This window comes from Symmachiella macrocystis, assembly GCF_007860075.1.
GTDB lineage: Bacteria > Planctomycetota > Planctomycetia > Planctomycetales > Planctomycetaceae > Symmachiella > Symmachiella macrocystis.
In genome coordinates, this window is the sequence record NZ_SJPP01000001.1 from 612,747 (window position 1) to 637,163 (window position 24,417).

19 protein-coding genes are annotated in these 24,417 nt (G+C 54.7%); 13 read left to right on the plus strand and 6 right to left on the minus strand.

Features of this window, described 5'->3' with window-relative positions; translation table 11 throughout:
• The first annotated feature begins 135 nt into the window (after positions 1–135).
• Both CA54_RS02400 and CA54_RS02405 read left to right on the plus strand, forming a co-directional pair.
• The gene (locus CA54_RS02400; RefSeq protein ID WP_146369271.1) at positions 136–3,036 is read left to right on the plus strand and encodes a PAS domain S-box protein; all 2,901 of its coding nucleotides are present in this window, start codon (positions 136–138) and stop codon (positions 3,034–3,036) included.
• 70 nt (positions 3,037–3,106) lie between these two features.
• On the plus strand, positions 3,107–3,556 hold the full coding sequence (locus tag CA54_RS02405; protein ID WP_146369272.1) for a response regulator: 450 nt from the start codon (positions 3,107–3,109) through the stop codon (positions 3,554–3,556).
• Between the two features lie 40 nt (positions 3,557–3,596).
• On the opposite strand, the gene CA54_RS02410 is transcribed toward CA54_RS02405, so the two are convergent.
• The 5 genes from CA54_RS02410 to CA54_RS02430 all read right to left on the minus strand — a co-directional run bounded on the left by CA54_RS02410 (position 3,597) and on the right by CA54_RS02430 (position 7,927).
• Complete coding sequence (locus CA54_RS02410) at positions 3,597–4,244, minus strand: bifunctional 4-hydroxy-2-oxoglutarate aldolase/2-dehydro-3-deoxy-phosphogluconate aldolase (RefSeq protein WP_146369273.1); 648 nt, start codon at positions 4,242–4,244, stop codon at positions 3,597–3,599.
• Positions 4,245–4,367: 123 nt separating this feature from the next.
• Positions 4,368–5,177, minus strand: a complete 810-nt coding sequence (locus tag CA54_RS02415; protein ID WP_197532141.1) for an alpha/beta hydrolase — start codon at positions 5,175–5,177, stop codon at positions 4,368–4,370.
• A 112-nt stretch (positions 5,178–5,289) separates the two neighbouring features.
• Entirely contained in the window at positions 5,290–6,288 is a 999-nt protein-coding gene (locus CA54_RS02420; RefSeq protein ID WP_146369275.1) for a TlpA family protein disulfide reductase, read from the minus strand.
• Between the two features lie 180 nt (positions 6,289–6,468).
• A complete protein-coding gene (dcd, locus tag CA54_RS02425; RefSeq protein ID WP_146369276.1) occupies positions 6,469–7,038 on the minus strand; it encodes a dCTP deaminase in 570 nt (189 codons plus the stop codon).
• 142 nt (positions 7,039–7,180) lie between these two features.
• The gene (locus CA54_RS02430; RefSeq protein ID WP_146369277.1) at positions 7,181–7,927 is read right to left on the minus strand and encodes an SGNH/GDSL hydrolase family protein; all 747 of its coding nucleotides are present in this window, start codon (positions 7,925–7,927) and stop codon (positions 7,181–7,183) included.
• A 223-nt stretch (positions 7,928–8,150) separates the two neighbouring features.
• Between CA54_RS02430 and CA54_RS02435 the strand changes: the two genes are divergently transcribed.
• Positions 8,151–9,341: a DUF1559 family PulG-like putative transporter gene (locus tag CA54_RS02435; protein ID WP_146369278.1), complete on the plus strand. Its 1,191-nt coding sequence runs from the start codon at positions 8,151–8,153 to the stop codon at positions 9,339–9,341.
• Positions 9,342–9,381: 40 nt separating this feature from the next.
• Here the strand turns inward: CA54_RS02435 and zwf are convergent, their stop codons facing one another.
• Positions 9,382–10,836: a glucose-6-phosphate dehydrogenase gene (zwf, locus tag CA54_RS02440; RefSeq protein WP_146369279.1), complete on the minus strand. Its 1,455-nt coding sequence runs from the start codon at positions 10,834–10,836 to the stop codon at positions 9,382–9,384.
• 365 nt (positions 10,837–11,201) lie between these two features.
• Between zwf and CA54_RS02445 the strand changes: the two genes are divergently transcribed.
• The 10 genes from CA54_RS02445 (at position 11,202) to CA54_RS02490 (ending at position 24,226) form a co-directional block, all read left to right on the plus strand.
• Positions 11,202–12,410 (plus strand): phosphatidate phosphatase App1 family protein, encoded by a 1,209-nt coding sequence (locus CA54_RS02445; protein WP_197532142.1) that lies wholly within the window; start codon positions 11,202–11,204, stop codon positions 12,408–12,410.
• 62 nt (positions 12,411–12,472) lie between these two features.
• Positions 12,473–13,081 (plus strand): RNA polymerase sigma factor, encoded by a 609-nt coding sequence (locus CA54_RS02450; protein WP_146369281.1) that lies wholly within the window; start codon positions 12,473–12,475, stop codon positions 13,079–13,081.
• 244 nt (positions 13,082–13,325) lie between these two features.
• Positions 13,326–13,634 carry a hypothetical protein gene (locus tag CA54_RS02455; protein ID WP_197532143.1) on the plus strand — a complete coding sequence of 103 codons (309 nt, stop codon included), beginning with the start codon at positions 13,326–13,328 and terminating at the stop codon, positions 13,632–13,634.
• A gap of 267 nt (positions 13,635–13,901) precedes the next feature.
• Positions 13,902–15,263 carry a DUF1501 domain-containing protein gene (locus CA54_RS02460; protein ID WP_146369282.1) on the plus strand — a complete coding sequence of 454 codons (1,362 nt, stop codon included), beginning with the start codon at positions 13,902–13,904 and terminating at the stop codon, positions 15,261–15,263.
• A gap of 7 nt (positions 15,264–15,270) precedes the next feature.
• On the plus strand, positions 15,271–16,008 hold the full coding sequence (locus CA54_RS02465) for a formylglycine-generating enzyme family protein (RefSeq protein ID WP_197532144.1): 738 nt from the start codon (positions 15,271–15,273) through the stop codon (positions 16,006–16,008).
• A gap of 1,484 nt (positions 16,009–17,492) precedes the next feature.
• Positions 17,493–18,773, plus strand: a complete 1,281-nt coding sequence (locus CA54_RS02470; RefSeq protein WP_146369284.1) for a GTP-binding protein — start codon at positions 17,493–17,495, stop codon at positions 18,771–18,773.
• Positions 18,770–19,894, plus strand: coding sequence for an NAD(P)/FAD-dependent oxidoreductase (locus CA54_RS02475; RefSeq protein ID WP_146369285.1), 1,125 nt, complete (start codon positions 18,770–18,772; stop codon positions 19,892–19,894). The genes CA54_RS02470 and CA54_RS02475 overlap by 4 nt, the downstream gene beginning before the upstream one ends.
• On the plus strand, positions 19,888–21,573 hold the full coding sequence (locus CA54_RS02480; RefSeq protein ID WP_197532145.1) for a nucleoside recognition domain-containing protein: 1,686 nt from the start codon (positions 19,888–19,890) through the stop codon (positions 21,571–21,573). Before CA54_RS02475 ends, CA54_RS02480 begins: the two co-directional genes overlap by 7 nt.
• Positions 21,561–22,289 (plus strand): hypothetical protein, encoded by a 729-nt coding sequence (locus CA54_RS02485; RefSeq protein WP_197532146.1) that lies wholly within the window; start codon positions 21,561–21,563, stop codon positions 22,287–22,289. Before CA54_RS02480 ends, CA54_RS02485 begins: the two co-directional genes overlap by 13 nt.
• Before the next feature lie 380 nt (positions 22,290–22,669).
• Positions 22,670–24,226 carry an A24 family peptidase gene (locus CA54_RS02490; RefSeq protein WP_197532147.1) on the plus strand — a complete coding sequence of 519 codons (1,557 nt, stop codon included), beginning with the start codon at positions 22,670–22,672 and terminating at the stop codon, positions 24,224–24,226.
• Positions 24,227–24,417: the final 191 nt, after the last annotated feature.

A 24,417-nucleotide genomic window follows, 5' to 3' on the forward strand; every position in this document is an offset into this window, starting at 1 on the left:
GCGTCGGGTGGAGAATGCCAGGTTTGCTGATCCAGGTCGGCTGATATAGTTAATCGTTTGCGATTGCGTTACCCTGACTTCTTCTGTGCCAAACACTCGATTCTTGTCACTTTGAATTAAAATTAGTGGATTCCCATGAAGTCATCGAGGCCAGTTGGCAAACCGGCAACAGCCCCCTCCGCATCGAGTGATCCACTTTCCGCTCAGGCGACAGCCACTGCGGATGACGCTATTCGCTCGCTCGAAGAACGTCTGGAATTTGAAATTCTGATTTCCGACATGTCGGCCGCGATTGTCAATTCAGCGGCAGACGATGTGGACGGTACGATCTCCGATATATTGCGACAAGTCGCCGCTCCATTGGGCATCGACAGACTCTCTCTGTTCACATTATCGGCCAATGAGGATCGATTGTGCGCAACTCATGTTTATTGCCGCTCGGGTTGTGAAAATGACATTCCCCCTCGTGAATTGGAATTCACACCCGAACTGCTTTCGCAGCTACTTTTGGATAACATTATCGAATTGAACGGTTCGCCCGCCGACGACGAATCCGCGCCACCATTCCAGCGACTGTTGGTCCCCGTACAGGTCAATGGAGTACCGCGCGGCGCATTGGAATGCCACAGATCGGGCGCTCCGGAGCAGTGGCAACCGTATGTCATACGACGTCTGCAGCTACTGGGCAACATCATTGCCAATACGCTCTCCCGCACACAGACCGCAGAAGAACTCGCCGCTGCGAAAACGCGGTTTTCGCTAGCTGTGGCAGGCTCGACCGATGGAATTTGGGACTTAAATTTTGGAACGGGCGAGTTATTTTACTCGGATCGGTTTATTGAACTAATGGGTTTCAAGGATGTGGAGGTCGACCCTGATACCAACACTTTCGACAATCACATCCATCCCGACGACGCAAAGCAAAACAACGAAGCCATCAAACGCCACTTGAAAAACCGCGTTCCCTACGACGTCGAATATCGTTTACGCACGCACTCGGGAAAATATCGCTGGTTTCACGCACGGGGCCAGGCGATTTGGAATGACGAAGGCTGCGCGTTACGGATGGCAGGATCCATTCAGGACATCGACGCTCGAAAGCAGGCCGAGGCGGCGTTAGTGAATGCGGCCAAGCGGTTCGTCTCGTTGACGGGTGAGGAATTATTTCAATCTTTGGTAACGCATTTGGCTGAGTCGCTGGACGCCGACTTTGCGTTTATTGGCTCGTTGAATCGCGAAAGTCCTGAGGGCATGCGGACGAACGCAGTATATACCGATGGAAAAATCATTGATAATTTCGATTACGATGTGAAAGGCACCCCTTGTGAGCAGGTTATCTCGCAGCAGACCTGTGTCTTTTCCAGCGGGGTCCAGCAACAATTCCCCAAGGACGAGATGTTGTCAACGATGGACGTGGAGGCCTACGTGGGCACCACGATTTTTGACTCGCGTGGCCAGCCGCAAGGATTGGTGTCGCTTTTATTTCGTCGTCCGCTAGCAGAGACACTGACGGCACAATCGACACTAAAAATTATCGCCGGGCATATTTCCGCTGAACTGGAACGCAACCAGGCGAAGGTCGCGCTGCGCAGCAGCGAACAGCGGATTCGTCAATTCTTTGATCTGGGCGTCATTGGAATGGCGATTTCAACTCCCGACAAATGCTGGGTCGACGTCAACGATCGACTGTATGAAATCCTGGGCTATACGCCCGAGGAACTTGAGCAGTTGTCATGGGTCGATCTTTCGCATCCCGATGATGTGGATATCGACATTGCCCAATTCGAGCGCGTGCTGGCGGGGGAAATCGACGGATACTCAAGGGAAAAACGGTATATCGTCAAAAACGGCGAAGTCATTCACGTCTCTGTCGCCGTGAACTGTACCCGAAGTGCTGATGGTACGGTGGATTACTTTTCAGCGCTTGTCCAGGATATCACAGATCGCAAACGGACTGAACAGGCACTGTATGCCAGCGAACAGCATTTGCGTGCCATCATTGATATGACACCCGCCTGCGTCAAACTGCATACGCGGGAAGGGATCCTGTTGGAAATGAATGCCGCTGGATTAGCCTTGATCGAAGCCGAATCAACTGACGATATTCGAGGTATGTGCGTTTACGATTTGATCACCGAGGAGTATCGCGATGCTTATCGTAAATTCGTTGACCGCGTATGGCATGGTGAAAAAGGGACCTTCGAATTCGAAATAGTGGCATTGCACGGAACGCGACGGCATATGGAATCGAAGGCCGTCCTTCTAGAAACGAACGCCCCGAACCCGCTCATCTTGTCGATCACAAATGACATCACCGCACGTAAGGAGGCGGAAATTGATCGCGAGGCGTTGATTCAAGAACTGGAGTCTAAAAACACCGAGTTAGAACGCTTTACGTATACTGTGTCTCATGACCTCAAAAGCCCCTTAGTCACGATCAAAGGCTTTTTGGGATTGCTGCAAAAAGACCTCACAGCGGGGAACATTTCCGCCGTAGAAGATGACTGCAGCGAAATCAGCGATGCCGCAGACAAGATGGCACAACTGTTGGACGGTTTGTTGGAACTCTCCCGTGTGGGACGAATTGCGAATCCGTCGGAGAATGTCGACTTTGGAGAAATTGTGGCCCAAGCATTGCGGACATCGGCAGGCGGCATTGCGCAAAAAGGGGTGCACATGACGGTTGCGCCCGAGTTTCCAACCGTCTTCGGCGACCGACTGCGATTACTGGAAGTGATACAGAATTTAATCGACAATGCGATCCAGTATTGTTCACCCTCCGATCCGTGCATCGAAATCGGCGTGCGGAATGATGCAAAAGGGACCGTTTGCTTTGTACGGAATAACGGAACAGGTATCGACCCCAAATTTCATGACAGAGTTTTCAAAATTTTTGAGCAACTCGATGCCAACGACGCAGGGTCTGGCATCGGCCTGGCGATTGTGAAACGCATTATCGACGTGCACGGAGGGGACATCTGGGTGGAATCAAAAGGAGAGCAAAGCGGTTGTTCATTTGTTTTTTCATTGCCTTAGCCAAGTCAACACGGCACAATAGGGAGGTGAAGGGTGTAAGTTCGCGCCACAAAACCGGAGAAATTCGCCGATGAACAGCAGGCCATTGCGAATTCTGCTCGCCGATGACAATACGGCCCATGCCAAATTGGTGATGAGAATCTTTGCGGATCATCGTCTCACCAACACCGTCGAGCACGTGACGGATGGCGAAGCGACGCTGGACTACTTGCTTCACCGCTGCGAATTCAGAAATGCGCCAGACTACCCGCTTCCCGACGCTGTCTTGTTAGATTTGAATCTACCCAAAATCGACGGCCTAAATGTTCTGAAATCCATCAGAGAAACCGATCGACTACGCCGCTTGCCCGTCATTATTCTGTCTACGAGCAATGCCACCACTGATGTGACACGCGCCTATGAATTAGGCGCGAACAGCTATCTCGTGAAACCGACCGATTTCGAGCAGTTTTCACAAATGATCAATGACTTAGGGGATTTCTGGCTACACTGGAACCGTTCACCGTGGGCCACTCCTTAGAGCGCAGCGAAAGACCGGACAAGCCCTCGATGCGTCGTCATTAGCTGTTGCGAGTCGATTTGACCAGCGCGACATACTGGCTCGCCAGATCGCGAATCCGGCCCAAATCTCCGTCGACAACCGCTTGTTTCTCCACCAACGAACTCCCCAATCCGACCGCACACGCGCCCGCATTCAAAAAGGCAGGCAGCGTTTCCAAATTCACGCCGCCCGTGGGGAGCAGCTTGATCTGCGGCAAGGGACCGTGCAACGATTTGAGGTAACTTGGGCCGCCGATATCGGCGGGAAAGACTTTGACAATATCCGCTCCGGCTTCCCAGGCGGTCAGGACTTCCGTGGGAGTAAATGCGCCGCTCATCACCAATTTATCGTAGCGATTCGCCATGCGGATCACGTCGGTGTTCACGCAGGGGGTCACCAGGAACTGTGCGCCGGCCAAAAAGGCCGCCCGCGCGGTTTCGGGGTCGAGCACGGTCCCGGCGCCTAATAGGATCCGGTCTCCCAATTCACGATGAACCTGCGAGATGATGTCCAACACCCCCGGCACGGTAAAGGTGACTTCGATCACGTCGATGCCCGCTTCATACAGAGTCAACGCCACATCGACCAATAATTCGCCCGACGGCGCCCGAATGATGGCGACGATCGCCGAATCAAGAACGCGATTGAGATCATCCTGCTTGCTCATGAGGGTACTTGGCTTCGTCAAATATTAAGGAGGGGGAGAAACAGCGTTTGCGCGGCTGTTCACCTTAATTCGCCGCCCCCAATGCTGTCAAACCTCACCAGCGGATTCGCGATTGGGGGTCGTTTAGGCCACACGGGCATCCAACCACGCTAACAACGAATCGATCGTCTCGTCGCGGTCCGGTTCGTTGAGCAGTTCATGCATGTGGTCGGGAAACAATTCGAACGTCTTGTCAGTACTGCCCGAGGACTCGGCCCATTGTTCGCTTGAGAGTGGGTCGACGACGCAGTCCATTGCCCCTTGCATGACCAACAACGGCACCTGCATCCGCCCTGCCCTCTTCCAAGCCTTGCCGATCGCGAACCGGGCTTCAAAGAACCAACCCGCCGTGACCGAGGTTTGCATCAATTGGTCCTCAGCCCGCCGCCTAAGCATCTGCGGGTCCCGGCAAACCTCGTGCGGTTCAATCCGGGTCGCAAAACGTGTACGGGGAGCGATGAACGACATCACGCGCCCGAACGCCGTGGTGATGGGATGCGGCGGCTTTCCCGGTCGCAGGAACGGCGCACTCAACGCTAATGCCGAGAGCTGATCGGAATGACGCTGCGCATAGCGAATCGCCACCAAGCCCCCCATACTATGCCCCAGCATGGCAGTTTTTTGTGGATCGGTTTCGAACTCGCGCCGCACGGTTTCTATATCTTCGACATAATCGGTGAACCGGCTGACGTGCGCCCGCGGTCCGCTGGAGCGCCCATGTCCACGCAGATCGGGAATAATCGTCTCCCAGCCTTGCTGGGCCGCAGCTGTGGCCACATGCTCATACCGTCCCCCATGTTCACAAATCCCATGGACAATCAGCAGCGTGCGCCGCGCAGGCGTCAGGGAGGGCGCATAGCGACGGACTTGCAATTCAATTCCGTCGCTGGTCATGACGCGTCGCTCGTCACATGTCGGAGTTTCGACACGCCTCTTGGAAGCAATTTTTTCCATCGCCACGTCCTGTGACAAATGCATTGATGCGAACGTCCGGCTGGAAGGGCCGTTATTTTTTCTTCAGCAACTGTTCCACTTGCGTACGAATCTCAGCTCCCCGCATGTCGAATTGAACCAGAATGCCGTTGCGGTCGACCAGATATGTCGAGGGGAGCATCACCGCATCGAATTTTTTATCCAAATCGAACTCGTCAACCTTGTCCAAAATTTGCGGCCATTTCATCCCGGCCGATTTCAAAAACGCCTTCACTTGGTCCGAGTCCTCATCCCGATTGATGCCGATGATTTCAAAGCCTTTGTCATGCAGGTCGGCATAGGTTTTTTTCAGGTTCGGCATTTCCTCGATGCAAGGTCCGCACCACGTGGCCCAAAAATCGACCAACACCACCTTGCCTTTGTACTGCTCCCATTCAATCAGCTTGCCGTCCATGTCCCGTACGCCGATTTCGGGGGCGGGCTTGTCCAGCAGGTCGTGCTTGATCAATCCTGTCTGCACCATTCTGGTGACTTTTTGATTGAAGGGAAATTTTGCGGACAACTGCTCGTAAATGTCCCGCGAAATCCCAATCTTGTCAGCAAACCGTGCTTTGCTGGCCAAAACAAACCCAACGCTGAGCATCGCATCGGCCGATTGCGGACTTGCCTGGGAGAGTAGCGACTCGAAAACGGCGAATGCCTCTTCAAATTCTCCCTCGGTCGCAAAACTCATACACCGGACCCGTTGTGCCAAATTTGACATTGCCGGGTTTTGGTCTTTGCGCTTGAGATAAGACTCCGCATACGGAGCAGCTTGCACTTCCATGTCGTGCATCAAGCCCTCGCGGAACAGGTGAAAATAAGCGTTCTCAAGATCGTCTGCCTCGGGATGCGTCTCGACATACTTGCCTACATCAATGAACGTTGCCTGACGATGTTTTTCCAAGACTTCGACCAGCGTGACCTGCTCTTGGGCCTGAACTGAGCCAACAGTCATCAGCCCCAGTAGCAACAAGGCCGCCACGCAGCGCGGCAATTGATTCAAAACTCGACGGATCGCAAACACAGCCATTCCCCAAGGTCCTCATCTAGATACGATTCGACTCCGGTCCCGTCCCGGCGTTACATCAACTATCTCAGATTCGCCGCCTGAGCGGAAGGCAAACCTGACAGTCAGGCGTTTGGCAACAACCACCAATCCGCGGGTCCATCGACGCGCCGCTGGCAAAACCATTGACGTCGCCAGCGGCGATTATTCTGCCACTTCCTGGCCGAAGGCCAACCGTTTTTGCGGGTCGGTCTTTTTTTCCCATTCCTTAAACAACATGCTCGGCTGAATATCCGTGTTGTTCTGGTATTTTTCGCTGTTGTATTCCGTGACGTCGCCGTGGAGCTGATGGTAAAAAATCTGGCAGATCGGCACGCCCGGATAAATGCGAATGGGCTGGACGGCGAACATCTCCAGCGTCCAAAACCCACGGAAACCGGCGTCTCCGAATCCAGCGGTGATGTGCACAAACAGCCCCATCCGCCCAATCGAGGAACGCCCTTCGAGCATCGGCACAAAATTGTGCGTCTCGGTCCGCTCCATCGTCCGCCCCAAATAGAGCTGGTGGGGGTTGAGCACGAAACCCTCGGCGGGGATCGTGAAGCGGCGAAAGCGATTCGGCCGCTTCATATCCAGCACGATCTCCTCATACACGATCAATTCGTCATGGAGGCAAAGGTTATAGCTATTGGGATTGAGCAGTTGGTCGTCAAACGGCTCGATGACGATGTTGTTGCCCAATTCCCGTTTGATTTCATTGCCGGATAGAATCATGGGCAGGGACGAAATAAGGCACCGAAAACCTGGGACGCCCACACCGCTGTGACCATCAACCGCCACCATGCTAACGGCGCCAACTGATTTCGTCAATTTGCGAGCGGACGTACTCAATTCACAGGGCGACCGGACCATCCCCTCAGCGTTCACCACCACGCTGCTTCAACGCGTCGTTGATCGTTCCCGCCACTTGTTCCGCCAATGCCTTGGACCCCGGTTTGCTGAAATGTACGTTGGCCGGTAGTTGGATCTCTTTGAGCCGTGGCTTAGCGAACGTGTAGAGGTCGTCGATGGCGATGTCGTTTTCCTGCATGATTTTCGCGGCGACCGCATTGTACTGCACCGCATCCCCCACAACCCGTCCTCCCGCACCTGCGGGCACCGGTGTTGTGGAACACCAAATCAATGTCGCCCCCGTCTCCTTGAGCCGCGCCACTAATTTACGGAGGTTCTTTTCGTACTCCTGCAGCGGGACTTGTTGATGGCTGTCGGCGGCGGCGGGGTCGGCTAGGTTTTTTCCGTTGGGCCCCAGGTATTTCAAATCGTGCAGGCCCCAATTGAAATGAATCACATCCCACGGTTTCTCGACCAACCAACGGTCGATCTGTGCCACCCCGCGCGTTGTCGGGCCCCCGTTGGTCAAAATGCGATGCACGTTCGCCTTCCCCGCCAGCAGTTCCCGCGTCGGCAGCGTGTAACCGATCGAAATCGAGTCGCCGATCAACAACACTCGCGGCAGTTTCGGATCGTCTTGGATCGCCTGCAGCGCCGGATTAGGTTTCCGCTTCGCCCGCTTCTTCTTAGCAGCCGATTTCTCCTGAGCGGCCAACGGGGCGGCAGTGATGAACGTGACAAGCAGCAGGCAGACAAGGCGAAATGACATCATGGTCGCTCCCTGTTTAGTAGTGGAAATGGGGTGCGATTCATTGTGGTGTGATTTAGGGGCCGCTGCAAGCGAAACATGCCGGGGGCGATCGCTGGCATATCCAAACGTGGCACCCGGCGAGAGTTTGGTATAATGATTTTCCACTCAGCCCACGGCACGAATGTCCCCACGCTGAGCGGCGGAGAGGACCATAAACTGCACCCTAAACGAACGGTCAAGACGAATGAACCTACGCGGTCTTCCCTGGCGACGCTGGGCGGCGGTGGTGATTCCGGTTGCCGTGGTTTGCCTCTTACTCGCGCTGCTCGTCCCGGCAATGCTGCGGGCGCGGACTGAGGCGCGCAAGACCTATTCCCGAAATAACCTCAAGCAAATCGGATTGGCGTTTCATAATTATTACGACGTTTACCAATGCCTGCCGCCCGGAGCGATCGTTCGAGAGGATGGCGTGGCGCTGCATGGTTGGTCGTCGCCCATTGTGATTTACTTTCGCGCTACTCCATATTATCAATTCATAGACTATGACCTCCCGTGGGATCATGACCTCAACCGGTACACCTACTGCCACACAGAACCCGACTATCAAATCCCCGATATTGACGAGATAGCCACCAAAGACGGTTATGGATTGTTGTGTTACATGGGCAATCCGAACTTGCTGCACCGCAACAGCAGCGTGAAGTTCGACGACATGACCGCTGGTGTGACGCACACCTGGATGGCGGGAGAAGCAGCCGGCAACTATCAGCCGTGGGCCTACCCGTTCAATTGGCGGCCGTTGGGAATGCGGCTCAATGACGGACCGGACAGCTACGGGCGACCTTCAGGAGACGGCGCCTTTCTGTTGATGGCTGATGGAAGCGTGCCGTGGATTTCCAATAATGTCGAAGAGAAAGTCTTGTCGGACTATGCCGCTGCGCCTCCGGTAGCGAATGCAGATCAAATCGCAGTCCCGTCGCGGCGGTTCGAGTATTCGACCTCGATTGAAGAATGGGTGATTGATTGGATCGATCTCGACAAAAATGATGACGAGGGTTGGGCCGCGAGCGAGTATATCGTCACAGACATCCGGTTCCACTCAGTCATTTTCCGTAGCAAGATGAAATCCACTCCGGGTCGAGCGCTGAACGCAGCGGATGTGCGGAGGGTGGCCGATAAGTTTCCTAAAGCGAATTCCCTGCAACGCGATTTCGTCATCGACGATGATGTCGCAGAAGTATTGGCTGAATTTAAGAGATTAGCCTATGTCCGTGCGCAATCGCTCATAGTCTCCGAACGCGGCTTGTCAGCAATCAAGCGTATGCCGGCATTGAAAATGTTAAGAGTCGGCGAGGCACGTGCCGCTGACTTAGCCGCTCTGCGCGAGGCGCTACCCGGCTGCGAAATCAGGGCGCACTCGGTCTCCGAGGATTGACGAGCCATCGCGTTCGGTGTGCGCCTAGACCACGCCCGCGCTACGTGATCAGCGGACAGACGTCGAACCACTCGCGGCCTTGGTCCGCCATCCACTGCATTGATTCCTCCGGACCCCAGAGCGCCGGGGGATAGATATCCAGGTTCGGCTCTGCTTGGTTTTTCCAAGCCTCGATCACCGGATCAATAATGTCCCAGGAGAGTTCCACCTCGTCGCTACGGGCAAAGAGACTCGCGTCGCCGTTGAGCACATCCAGCAGCAGGCGTTGATAGGCGTCGGGTAGCGCGAATGCGAATTCGCGTTGGAAACTGAAATCCAGATCAGTCATCCGCAATTTCATACCCGCATCGGGGACCTTGGTATGGAAATGCAGTTGAATGCCTTCGGCCGGCTGGACTTGAATGACGAGCCGATTCGCTCCGGGAGACTGGCTGCTTTGGTCGGAAAACAGTGACTGCGGCGGTTCTCGAAATTGAATGACGATCTGCGTCGTGCGACACGACAGGGCTTTACCGCTGCGGAGATAAAAGGGGACATTGCTCCACCGCCAATTGTCGACGTGCAGTTTCAGTGCGGCGAACGTTGCTGTCTGACTATCCGCGGCGACCCCTTTTTCCTGACGATAGCCTTCGTACTGGCCGCGGATTGTGTCTTGCTTAACCATCTCGGCCGTAATCGGCCGCACCGATTGCAACACCTTGGCCTTTTCGTCGCGAATCAGATCCGCGTTCATCCGCGCCGGAGCTTCCATCGCCGTAATCATCATCAGTTGCAGCAGATGATTTTGAAACATGTCGCGCAAGACGCCCGACGTGTCGTAGTAATCCCCGCGATGTCCGACTGCCAATTCCTCGGCGACGGTAATCTGCACGTGGTCGACATATTGCCGGTTCCAGACCGGCTCAAAGATACTATTGGCGAAGCGCAACACGAACAGGTTTTGGACCGTTTCCTTACCCAGGTAGTGATCGATACGGTAGACCTGATTTTCGGCAAACACTTGATGTAAATCGTCATTGAGTTGCCGGGCCGTGGCCGCGTCGTAGCCAAATGGTTTTTCGATCACAATCCGCCGCGGACCGTTGCTCTCATCGGCAAGCCCGGCGGCGCCCAAGTTGGCGACAGCTGTGGCGTAAAGTCGCGGCGTTGTGGAGAGGTAGAACACGCGCGTGCCGTTGCTGTCCTGCTCAATCTCATCCAGCACGTCTGACAATCGCTGGAAGTCTTCGGATTTGCCGATATCGCCCTGCATGTAAAACACAGATTTAGCAAACGACTGCCATTCCTGCTCGTCAAAGTCCTTCCCCGCAAACTCGGCTGTCGATTCGGCCAGCGATTTGCGCCAGGCGTCGTGACTAAACTCCGTACGCGAGACCCCCAAGACCTTCGTGTCGACCGGCAGGCGTCGCTTGACCCACAGGCGATACAGCGCGGGAATCAACTTGCGAGTGGTCAGGTCCCCCGAAGCTCCAAAAATGACAATCGTATGCGACATGGCAGAGGTTACCTTCAATGCTGAAACCGTGAATCCGTTCGTTCAAGACGGTGAATGTGCTTCGACATTGTATCTTTTCCGTCTGCGAGTAGAAGCCTAAGCCGCGCAACAAGCGGAACGTGCAGAATCCAGCCGCGCGGAGACGAGGGAACGTAATTTTTTAGTCGATGCTCCCAACCGGCCTTGCGATTCGCGCCGCAGTGCCGAAGAATGAGGATTGCAACCCCGCCACAAGAGACGATACGGGCGACTTGGGCTGTCACGTCAAGACGCACCACGGACGCTACGCATTGCTGGATGATCTTCGCATGCAAATCAAACGTTGCCGAAATCGATGGTCGACCTCACTTATGAAACCTCTTTGCGTGCGATTACCGCACCGCATCGTGGCGGTTGCCGCAGCGGTTTTGCTCATTGCCCAAATTGCGATCAGCACCGGCTGGGGGCAAAAACTGCCGGAACCGACCGCTGCACAGGCCCGCCGTTTGAAGGAGGCGGCAAAGACTTCGGACATCGATCGAGACGAGGTCATCGTCTTTTTCGAAACCGCAGCCCATCTCGACAAAGATGGCGCGACCTGGGTCATCCCCATTCATGGCGTGATTTACGAGCCGACCGTTAATCCGTTGAGGCGCAGCGCGATGGCGGTGGCAATCGGCCGCTTGGCGGATTCGGACGAAGATGCGAGCAAATCACTGAACCTGATCCGCATCTTGGACCACTTTCTTGTTGACAATGAACGGGGACAGGACATCTCGATTCGGATCGGTAATCGCGTGGTGAACATCGGCAAGTCCAAGGCAAACGGACATTTCCAAGACACCATCCGCCTGCGCGATGCCGACATCCAAAACCTACTCGTTCGTCGGGGTCAAACTACGTTTTTGCCGTTTGAAGCCGTCTTGCAAACATCTGACCGGCGGAGATTTGTGGGCCGCGCCTATCGTGTCCCGCAGACGGGGTTGTCGATCATCTCCGACATCGACGACAACATCAAACACAGCGAAGTCACCGATGCGGAAGCCGTTTTGGAAAACACATTTCTATTCAAATTCCAAGCTGCACCCGGCATGCCGGAGTTGTACCAGACCTGCGCCCGCAAGGGGATCACATTTCACTATGTCTCCGGCAGCCCTTGGCAACTCTATCTCCCCTTGCTGGAGTTTTTTGATGCCGAGAAATTACCGCGAGGCTCGTTCGCGCTGAAACATTTTCGTCTCAAGAATCCCAGCACGGCAGCGGACATGCTCCGCTCTCCCCAGGAGGCCAAACTCAACGCGATCGAACAAATCCTGGCCGCTTATCCCCAGCGTCGTTTTTTGCTGATCGGTGATTCGGGCGAGAAGGATCCAGAGATTTATAGTGCCACAGCCCAATCGCATCCCGAGCAGGTCGTCGGGATTTTTATCCGGAACGTAACCAACGACCAACTTAGCGACACCCGTTTTCAAAAAGTAACCAAAGAGTTAGGGAAGATTCCCTTCCGGCTATTCACTGACCCCAACGAATTGTCTCTCGATATCGAAGCCATCAATCGCGACCATGGAACCCCCAGCACCCCGCCTGCCCGCTGACTTGTCGCGGCCTGGGCTTTGTCTCATCGGACACATATCGACTACAAAGGCGCACTTGAAACATGTCGACACGGACCCCGGCGAATGACGCACACTCAACGTCGTCCAGTCTGATCTCGCGCATACGACGTCAAGAACCGACGGCGTGGGCACGGCTGTCGGAATTGTACGGCCCGCTGGTCTATCATTGGTGCCGCCGCACTGGCCTGGCAGCTGAAGATTCCGCCGACGTGGTGCAGGACGTGTTTCGTGCCGTTTCGATAGCGATCGAAAGTTTCCACGACTATCGCGACGGCGACACCTTTCGCGGTTGGCTGTGGACGATCACCCGCAACAAAATCCGCGACTTCGCCCGCAATCAACACGGCAAACCCCAAGCCGCCGGCGGTACAGCCGCGCATGCGCAACTGATCGAAGTCCCTGACCGCGAACCCGACACCGAAGAAGGCAGCCCAACCTCACCGCCGGTCAATCGCCTCATCCACCGCGCTTTAGAAATGATCCGCAACGAATTCCAAGAAAGCACCTGGAACGCTTTCCGCCTGACCGCCCTAGAAGGCTGTAGCGCCCCCCAAGCCGCAAAAGAATTAGGCAGCACCCCCCAAGCCGTCCGTCAGGCAAAGTCACGCGTCCTACGGCGGTTGCGGGCGGAGTTGGGGGAGTTGGAGTGAAGGGCCAATAATCCGGCTTTCAGTTTCGAATACAGGAAAATCGCATTTTTCGAATCGAAGCCTATTCGATAGTACAGACCGAATTCGATGAAGCGAGAACAGCCTGACAATTCCTGAAACTCATCACCCCGAGGTCACAGGTTCGAATCCTGCTCGCTCTATTAAACGCACGCCGTCGAACTCAAATCGACCCGCGTGGGCCACCACACAACCGGGCGATCTGTGGGTCCTGGGCGAGCACCGATTGCTGTGCGGCGACAGCGCCGATGCCGCCGACGAGGACCGCTTGCTGAATGGCGCTCCCATTCAACTGGTGAATACCGACCCGCCCTACAACGTGAACGTTGAGCCTCGCTCCAATAACGCCATCGCTGCCGGGCTCTATTCCTTCTCGGCCAACAATAAAACAGCCACGCAGACGAAACTCCGCGCAAAGGACCGACCGCTGGCAAACGATTTCGTATCGGACGATGACTTCAACTGGCTCGCTTATACGGGAGTCATGCTTTGCATCGCATTATTCGATGTCTCCCCTAGATTATTTCCTCTATAGCTTCAGGGAGAATAGTCATGACCAACAACATTAGCCTGGATAGTCTACATATGGAGCAATATTGATAGCGGGCGATTGAGAGCAGCCGAAGTCGCCTAACGGACAGGAAGACTGGTAATGAGCCCGGTACGCTGATTTGGCCCACCATGAAATGCTTCCGCTCTCGCACGGAATTGACGCAGCGGCTATGATGTTTATGTGCCGAAAACTTTTCGTGTCATAGTCGAATGACTGTAAAGTAAGACTCACGAACAACGAGGTTGCTGGATGCTAGAGTTTGTTGATTCCTGGGCAGGGTTTCACGACCGAGTGTCGCGGCGTGAGGTGCTCACGCTCGGGGGAATTGGCGCGCTGTCTTTGACCGGTATGGCTGCCAACGCAGCTGCTGAAGAATCCTCGTCGCGAGGCACTGCGAAGCGCTTGATTTTTCTATCGCTCTTTGGCGGACCTCCGCATCAGGAGACCTACGACATCCAGGAAGACGCTCCGGCGGATTTTCGTGGAGAGTTTCAATCAATCGCCACAACGCAGCCCGGTTTTCGGATTTGTGAATACATGCCCAAGCTGGCTAAGCTGGCGCACATGTATACTGTCATCCGTTCCATGACACATCCAGACAACGGTCACGAGTCGGCTTACTATGCGTTGATGACCGGTCGTCCTTATCCGCAGCCCAATACGGCCAATGCGAGACCCGCTCCGACTGATTTCCCCAGCTATGGTTCCGCGATTAGCTACTTGAGGCCAATACAAAAACCGGTTCCCAGCTTCGTGCTCACCGGAGGGTTGATCTCGACACACATCGGCCAAACCGGCGGCTTCCTGGGACAAAGTTGGGCACCTTATGTCCTCAAACAGGACGCCAACGAGCCGGATTTCAAAGTGCCCGAATTCACACTACTGGACGACATTCCACTGCAGAGACTTGATCGCCGTCAGGGACTGCTTGACAGTTTAAGTACACGCGAAAATGCCTCGAAACAACGACCGGGCGCGAGCAGCTTCGCGACCTACCAGGAACGAGCGTTTGATATATTAACGAGCGCCCGTACGCGGGCAGCCTTTAATATCGAAGCGGAGTCGCCGGCTACGCGGGCCGCTTATGGGGATCATCCTTTTGGTCAGAATGTATTGTTATCTCGTCGTTTAGTGGAGGCAGGCGTACCTGTTGTGCAGGTGAATTATCGCAATCGCGGTGATGGCGGTCTGGATACGCACCACGACAATTTCAACATCTGTAAAGGCCATCTGCTCCCGAAGCTGGATGGTTGCATTTCGGCATTGCTGATCGACCTGGAAGAGCGTGGCCTGCTCGACGAAACATTGGTCGTGGCCTCGGGGGAATTTGGTCGCACACCAAGAATCAATCATGATGCCGGCCGCGACCACTGGGGAGGCTGTTGCTCGCTATTAATTGCCGGAGGTGGCATCAAACGGGGATACCTCTATGGATCGTCGAATCGGACGGGTGCCTATCCAGCAACTGACCCGATCGGCCCCTGGGATCTGTATGCCACGATCATGCATTGTTGTGGTGTCGACCCTGGTGCCATGATTCATGATAGCGCGGGCCGCCCGCATCGCCTTTGTGAAGGGGCGGTCATCGAAAACGTTTTACAGAAATCATAGAGCTGAAATGACATCGCGCCCCACACGGATAAACAGCAAAGATCGCACGACGCTGATCCACATTCCCGGTGGTGAATTCATCATGGGAAGTGATGAGTTTTCCGTTGAGCGACCACCACATCGCGTGCAGGTTTCGCCGTTTTGGATGGGACGTACCTCAGTCAGCAACGCGCAGTTTCGACAGTTCCTGAAAGAAACAAACGGGACGCCATCGGAGTATGACAGCAAAGCACTCTATGATCATGCGGACCAACCGGTCGTGGGTGTGACCTGGGAAGAAGCGGCGGCATATTGTCGTTGGGCCGGCGGACGTTTGCCGAGCGAAGCGGAGTGGGAATTCGCGGCACGTGGCAACGACGGAAGACGCTACCCATGGGGTGATGAAGAGCCCAACCCAGGCCGAGCAGTTTACGGTCGCATCTTCGGCAAGGGAGGGAAACCGGAGGCGGTGGGGGCGACGCCCGGGGATGTCAGCCCCTTTGGGATTCTGGACATGGCAGGAAACGTCATGGAATGGTGCAGCGATTGGTACGGTCCCTATCCGACTGATTCCGAATCGCCGCTGATCGATCCGATCGGGCCTGCCGCGGGGACCAAGCGGATCCTGAGGGGCGGCTGTTGGAACTTCCAGGCTACCTCCTTACGGGCAACGGGGCGGTGGCCAACCGTCCCCTCACTTCAAAGGGGAACGGAACATAATGGCATTCGTTTGGTCGTTGATGTCAATGATCGGCATGATGGTTAACATAACCAAACAGGCCTGGATTTGCGGGTAACCTATCCTGAAGAGAATATGGGGAACCTAGTCTTTATGAGGCTGGCATACGTTCATCAGCTATCTGCTGTCAGGTAATCGCACGTTGGCCGAAGTCCGCGCGGAGGTGGGTCATGCGAGTCTATTTACTACCATCGCGTGTCTGCATGTAGCCATCGACGATGAAGGGAGGCCGGGGGATTTGATTGGGTTTGCGTAATCCGCTCGATCTGATTGGGTAGAAGGGTTTACAGCCTCTTGATCCGAGCAAGGGCACTATCAAATCTGAAACGCGACGGGTGTTCGGCACGTAACCTCGATCTACTGCTCTCGCAGCATTGAGTACGCGATAACGGCTGCCATGACGATCAGAAACCCAATGAATACCCCCCACCCTGTCTTCGCGGGTAGTGCCTCTCCGGCGACTGACTCCGACGAGTTCTTCCTGAACACCGAAGGCAAGAGAGCAAGGCCGACGAGGCCCAATAAGCCAGCGATAATACCGGCCGTACTTTTGGGATACCCCATACTTGGCGATGTGAAATAGTAGAACACGCCTGCAGAAACGGTGAGTAGGAAGATAACCAGTATGGCTAAGTTTACCCAGCGACTCACGATGATCCCCTGCTTGATTACCGAGGCAAATTGTCCACCTGTAGTTTGGGTGAGAAACTTATAAGACGCAAGTAGAAACCGAACATGCGTAAGGTTTCTTCACGCGGCTGAACGTCGCCTACAATTTTACCCGCATCGTGAGGGCTAGGCCACTGGTCGGCCCGTTTGGCTGCAGGCTCTTTCGTGGCCGGTTTCGTTGCGGCCTTTTTCCCTGCTACCGGTTTCCGCTTCGTAGTCTTCTTGGTCGTTCGCTTCGTGGTCATATCTGTGTCCCTTCGTGAATCGGGTGTCATGCCAGTCCGGCGGCCAACATCTCCGCCGGGATTAGGGCAGTCAGTTAACTCGTTTGGCGACGGACCTCCAGCGCTGTATGGCAGGTATTTCCACAAAATCGGGTTCACGCGAGAACCGTATGAAGCAGTCGCTGTTTGGTCCGTGGTGAAGAGCGCGGATTTCGCCCAGACGTTAATGCTGCGGTTGGCGGGCGCTGCCACATCGGCCGATCCTTGTCGCGTACGGCCCCCGACCTATTTTTTTCTCTGAAGCTCGACAGGCCTTATCACGGCAAAGGGTTAAGGACGGGTTCGAAAGACGTGAAATGGTGGGTGCGGTTTTGTGGCGTTGGCTTGTATTTGCATCGGCAGTTCTCAAACACTTTCGCGGCTCTATTGCACAACGTATGCAAATGCACTTAAATGACACCACAGGGCTGCCCTGCTGGAGGTCCATGCCGAGCGTTTAAACTTGGCCGGGTCTTCACTGGTAACGACAGACGTCGGTTAAGCAGCGCGTCACTCAATTTCAGATTTCGATATTGGCTCATCGCACACACGCAAATCACTCTTTGAATTCAACGAATCATGACAGAAATACCAAACACAGCATCCCTTCCACGTCTCCCGGTCACCGTGTTGAGCGGGTTCCTTGGTGCTGGAAAGACGACTTTGCTCAACCACATCCTGGCAAACCGCGACGGCATTAAAGTCGCCGTGATCGTCAATGACATGAGCGAAGTCAATATTGACGCGACTCTGGTTCGCGACGGGGGGGCCAACCTGTCGCGAACCGATGAGCGACTTGTGGAAATGACCAATGGCTGCATCTGCTGCACGTTGCGCGAGGACTTGTTGATCGAGGTGTCTCGCTTGGCCCGGGAGAATCGCTTTGATTATCTGCTGATCGAATCGACGGGGATCAGCGAGCCGATGCCCGTGGCAGAGACGTTTACTTTCGAAGATGAAGAGGGGCATAGCCTGTCGCAGGTTGCGGATCTCGACACAATGGTGACCGTGGTCGACGCTGGCAGTTTCATGGACGATTTTGGCTCGTGGGATGATCTCGCCGCTCGACGTATCGGCCTTGACGAAAACGACCAACGGAACATCGTTGACTTGCTCGTCGATCAAATTGAATTTGCCAATGTGATTGTGATCAACAAAAGCGACTTGGTATCACCTTACGCTCAGGAGCAACTCAGCAGATTGATCGGCCGGCTCAATCCGTCGGCGAAAATACTTGTCACGAGCGAAGCGCGGGTTGAATTGACTGAGATCTTAGGAACCGGTTTGTTTTCGATCGCGGACGCTGAGGCCGCTCCGGGATGGCTGAGCGTTCCTCGAGGCCAGGAAGAGACCGAGACGGAAGAGTATGGGATTGCCAGTTTTGTCTATCAATCGCAACGTCCGTTCCATGCTCAGCGTCTCTCGGATGCGCTGAGTGCCGGTTCAGAGTTTGGAATGTTCGATGGAGTGCTCCGCAGCAAGGGAATGGCATGGATCGCTTCTAGGTACGATTGGGCTTACAGCTGGTCGCAGGCTGGATGCTCGATTCGTTTGGACCCGGTGGGCTACTGGTGGTTTACTGCGCCCGATGACGAATGGCCCGAGGAACCCGAGGAAATCGAAGCGATTCGACGAAATTTCGTGGGGACTTACGGCGACTGCCACCAGGAGCTTGTTTTTATCGGCAACGAAATGAATGAAGCGCGAATTCGCGAAACCCTTGATCGCTGTCTTCTGGATGACCAGGAGTTCAATTCAGGACCGGACGTTTGGGCGCAGTTCGAGGATCCATTTCCTGCCATTGAGTTGGAGCCAATGGAGGACGATGAAGGAGAGTTGATTGGGGAGGTTGAGCAATGACGGAAGAAGACGTGCATTTGTTTGATGTACTTGTCATTGGAGCCGGTGCGGCTGGGGTCGGAGTCGGGGTGGCCTTAAAGCATGCCGGTATCGATAACTTTCTGATCCTTGATCGCTACCAAGTCGGCGCTTCGTTTGAACGCTGGCCGGAAGAGACCCAATTCATCACCCCGTCATTTCCTACAAATTCGATCGGGATGTTAGACTTGAACTCGGTCGCGATCGGCGTATCGCCGGCCTACAGTTTGGGAGTGGAACATCCGACAGGAAAAGAGTTCGCAGCGCATTTGTGCTCGGTCGCTGCGGTTTTCGAACTCCCTGTTTGCAAAGACGCGGAGGTGCTGCAGGTAAAGCGTTTCGACGATTGCTTTCTGGTTGAAACAGCCGAGCATACGCTGCGTTCGAAACTTGTAATCTGGGCCGCGGGCGAATTTCAATATCCTCAAGCGAAACCTTTTCCCGGAGCAGAACTGTGTAGGCACACAGCGACGATCCCGAGCTACGAAGATCTAGACGGAGATGACTTTATCGTCATCGGAGGCTACGAGTCTGGAGTCGACGCCGCGTATCATTTGTCCTGTTATGACAAACGCGTTCGACTGATCGACGCCGGGTGTCCCTGGGAAGATGAAACCTCGGAACCGAGCGTTGCCCTTTCCACCTTTTCGCTTGAGCGAATGCAGGCAGAGTGGTTCGAAGCGCAAACGGAACTCATTCCGCACTGCCCAGTCAGCAAAGTCTTGCGAGACGGCGACAAATACCAGGTCCATGCTGCGGGGGGGCTATTATTTGAGTCTCGCTCCGCCCCCTTGCTGGCGATTGGCTTTGAGGGAAGTTTGCGCCTCGTGTCGGATTTGTTTGAAAAGCGCGAGGATGGATATCCGCTGTTGAGTGAACAAGACGAGTCGACAGTCACACCCGGACTCTTTTTGTGTGGACCCGCGGTGCGACATGATCATCACGTGTTTTGCTACATCTACAAGTACCGCCAACGTTTTGCTGTGGTGGCCAAGGCGATTGCCACGCAGTTGGGATTACCGGCAGAAGAACTCGAAAACTATCGCAAGTGGGGCATGTATCTAGATGATTTATCGTGCTGCGGAGAAGAATGCGTATGTTAGAAGTCGTATCAAAACCGCCAGTCAAATCTGTCGTCGTGATCGGGAGTGAAAGCGTCGGCAAATCGCAGCTGATATCGTCAATGACCGGTTGCTTGGCGGGTGAGTCGAATTTTCGCGGGTCCACTGTGTCGGTCCAACGTTACCAGTCCGATGGAGTGGAATACATTGACACCCCGGGCATTCTTCGCAAATCAGACACGGATACCACGTGCCGGGCACTGGCAGAGCTTGGACAAAACGACCTGGTCATGCTTGTCGTTCGGGCGACACACCTTGATGACGAATTGCTGGAGATGTTACCGCTGGTCCAAGGCAAGCAGGGCATAGTCGTCGTAACGTTCTGGGACAAAGTCCAGTTGGGCGAAGCCGCGATGGAAGCCATAGAGCGGTTGTCGCGCGATGCGGGGGTCGCCTTTGTGACCGTCGATGCGCGCGAATTGAAGTTGAAAAACTGTGAGAGACTCAAACAGGAGTTGTGCAGTCCGCGGCTGTTTACAAAGAGCGCACTGGCGTCGCGCGCGGGTTGGCGCATCGAGCCTAAGCCTGGATGGATGGAGTCTCCTGGGGTGGGACCGATCCTCGCGATGGCTCTGCTGTTCTTGCCGGCATTGGCAACGATCTTTGTTGCGAACCGATTTGCGGATTGGCTTCATCCCGTGGTTGAAGGATGGATGGAGCCGCTGAACGCGTCTATCAACACGAACGCTCCCGCATGGGTGCGACAGGTGCTGATTGCAGAGCACGCAAACGTTGGCTATGGCTTGCTGAACATGGGGCCTTTTTTATTGGTCTGGGCCTTGCCGACAGTTCTCATGTTTTCCTTGATTCTCGCACTGTATAAATCGAGCGGATTGATTGAACGGATGAATGTCGCCATCCATCCTCTGGTTCGCCCCTTTGGCCTGAGCGGACGGGATGTTGTGCGAGTTATGATGGGCTTCGGCTGCAATGTGCCGGCCGTCATTAGTACGCGTTCGTGTTCCGGTTGTTCGCGTGGTGCGGCGATTTCCGCAATCGCGTTTGGGGCTGCCTGCAGTTATCAACTTCCCGCAACCATCGCCGTTCTCGGGGCGGCGGCGCAGCAAAACGGAACAAGTTCCCTCCTGCTCTGCAGCATTTTCCTGGGGTACTTATTAGCGACAACCTTGATTTATCTGCGTTGTACCTCCGGTGCCCAAGCGCGCAACTCGTTGAACGTTTTAATGACACCCAGTCGTCCGTTCATGCAATTCCCGACTGTGGCAGCCTTATGGCGAGAAGCGCGGGCAACGATACAACAGTTTTTCCTGCAGGCTTTGCCGGTGTTCGCGCTAATTTGTGTGATCGCCTCACTCTTTGTGAATATTGGGGTCCTGGACGCGCTGTCCAGTTGTATTGGCCCGGTGATGGCCGTTTTTAACTTGCCTGCTGATGCTTCACTCCCGGTTGTCCTGGCCTCAATTCGCAAGGACGGAATCTTTTTGTTTGCCGGCGACCAAGGATTGGCCATGCCGTTGACTTCCGCCCAGACTCTCACAGCTGTCTATCTCGCGGGCGTTTTACTTCCCTGTCTTGTGACCGCGTTGACCATCGCCAGAGAAACCAACTGGCGACGCGCTGGTCTGCTCTTATTACGCCAAGCAAGTTTTGCCGTCATTTTCGCATTGGTGCTTGCTTGGGGAGGGCCGTGGGTACTGTGATTGCCAAACAAAATCAAGGACTCTCCTCAAATGTTGCGCGAACGGATTTCCCGAACAACAACCTCGCGCTGGGGCAGAATACATCGAGGCTCCCGCACTTTCTAAATACGAGTTCCAGTGAAATTCCGCGGCAACTCCGCACCCACGCAGCAGATCTGCTTAGCCAACAGTGCTGGTGCTGGGGGCAGGATATTCTGAGAGCGGAAGGGAACTGGTTGCTGGAATTGGGCTTCAAACGCATCAGACCGCCGAAGAAACGGAAAGACTGCTCAAGCGTCTATCAGCTTGAGCTTAGTGGCGGACAGTCTGTAGTCCTGCGCGGATTTGGTGTTTTCTTCGGTGATCGTGCGCGGGGAGGCGTCTTTCTGCCGCGATACGAATTCACGCCCCGTTTCACGTCTCAGTTTCCCTTGGTTTCCCCCCCTTGGTCGACCTCGGACTTGCCAGCGCTCTGGACACCTACTGGCGATGATCTCAGCCTCTGTGCCAAACTGACACTCGATCTGATCGATTGGATTCGCAGTTATGAGGTCAACGTGATCCGTTGCCTGGGCTTGGAGTACCGCCAAGCCACACTGTCAGAATGGCAAGACGACAAGCGAAAGTTTTTTCCCGCCGAGCAATTCGCCTCAGCCTGGCGCGAGCTTTCGCTGCAGATTGCAGGACACTCGGAATCCTTGATTTCAGCGAAGACCGAATCAGCAACGCCCCCATGATCGCGGTACCGAATTGCGGACTTCTACGCTCGCTCCGTCGCGGATAAATCCTTCGAGATCACCCGCGTCCGCTGCATTCGGTGAAGTGCGTTCCACGGTCCGGAACTCCAGCCGCAATTTGCGCGGCCCCGTATTGCATACGTTATGCATGTCAGCTATATTTGCATATGTACTCCGAACATACTTATCTAAGCAGTTTATGCGTAAAGGAAATCTTGGAGACAAAGCCGACATGGATTCATTCCGTATCAATCTCGACGCACTCGGCGGACGGCTTTCTACCGTAGATTCTGGCACAGCGGCGACATCGCGGAGACAAGACAGTGACGATCAACGAAAACTATCGCACAACCTCGTGCCTCGATAGGCATCGATGTCTCTTGCATCGCTACCTGCTGGGCCAATACCTGGCAATGGTATTGATGGTCTCTGCGAGCTTTGTAGCGGCCGTTTGGGCCACGTGGGACTGGCAATCCCCGGTGGGCACGATCGCACCATTGGTCAGCGTGTGGATCATCTGCCGCGCTGCTGGCCTATTTTCCGGCCAGTGGTTTGCTCCGCTAATCACTGCAGCAAGTGCATTTGCCGTTTTAGCTGTGCGAGATGTCCACGTGGTCGAACCGCTTGCCGAACCGATCGTTTTCGCGCCAATCGCCTTGCTTGTGATGCTTGCATTGATCTTTGCCATCGACGTGGTCGAAAGCGCGCAATCATTGTCTTGGATTCATGTGGCGAGTCGCCTGAGAAGGCAGAACTGGCTGCGACTGGCGGTTTGGGGGCTCGGGGCTGGGATTGTTCTCTATGTCGTCGCGATGCCGGTCGGAGACTGGATTATCGATCAAATTTATCCCCCGAAATCCGGTCGCATTCTCGAAGACATGACGCTCGGACAACAAGTGCGGTTTCGCGGTTTCGAAGTTTTCTGCGCGCTGGTTTTTTGTGTTTTCGGCGCGACGATTGGGAGCTTCCTCAATGTCGTCGCATATCGGTTGCCGCGCAGGGAGTCGGTTGTATTCAAAAGTTCTCATTGCCCGAAATGTGGGGTTAAGATCGAAAGTCGCGACAATGTACCGATCATCGGCTGGCTTCGCCTAGGCGGACGCTGCCGCGCATGTCAATCGTTGATTTCAATGCGGTACCCAATCGTCGAGTCAATTTCCGCCGCGTTCTTCCTGGTGATGTACTTTGTCGAGCTCATTTCGGGGGGTGCGAATATCCCCGTTCGACATCCAAACATCTATCATGGCCCCTTGTGGATCATTTTCTATCCGAAATGGGATTTGATTGGGTTGTATCTGTATCATTGTTTCGCTTTCTGCATTCTGTTGGTGTACGCACTCATCGACATCGACCGTCAGCGACTATCGACACGCGTTAAATGCTGTATTGCATCTGCACTGATTCTTCCGCCGATGATCTGGCAGCACTTGTTGCCGACTCTTAGTCTCTCCTTCGCCTCGAGTTTGTTCCAAAACGCGTCGCTACAGGCGGGCGTCACTTGCTTGACGGGCTGTCTCGTTGGAATGGCTTTGGGCTGGCTGACGGCATGGGGAATTTATTCGACCGCGGAGGAGGATGAATACTCTTCTTCGCGAGCCCAATTCGCAGGTTGCCTGTCTGTTGTTGGAATTTCACTCGGCTGGCAGGCAGTCGTCGCGGTCACTCTCTGTACGCTGTTGTTAATGTTCGGTGCCACTTTGTTCGCTCGATGGCAACATTGGCCACTGCCACAACTAAGCCCCTTGTTACTAGCGGCGTTTGTTCTCCAACTTTGCTTGTGGAGATGGACCACCCAGCATCCGTCCAATTGGTGGCCCAGCGATAGGATGCTCGCAAGCGGATGGGCTGCCATAGCCGTCGGTTATGTCGTACTGCTGTTGGCCAACCGCTTGGCAGTTCGGCAACGGCAACAGCAATGGGTTGGGCACGGACTTTGAGGGGCGCGCGGTCCAAAAACTAATGAGGAACGGTAGTCGAACACCAAAAGAGGTTCGCGAGACAAACAGGTGGAAGAACTGTTGTCGGCAGTGAGCGTAATTGGCGACGAAAATGATTTCGATTCGGACGGATTTCAGGCAATAGGCTCACGGCGTTCGCGGCGGATGATTCTTCGAGTACTGTGGTGTTG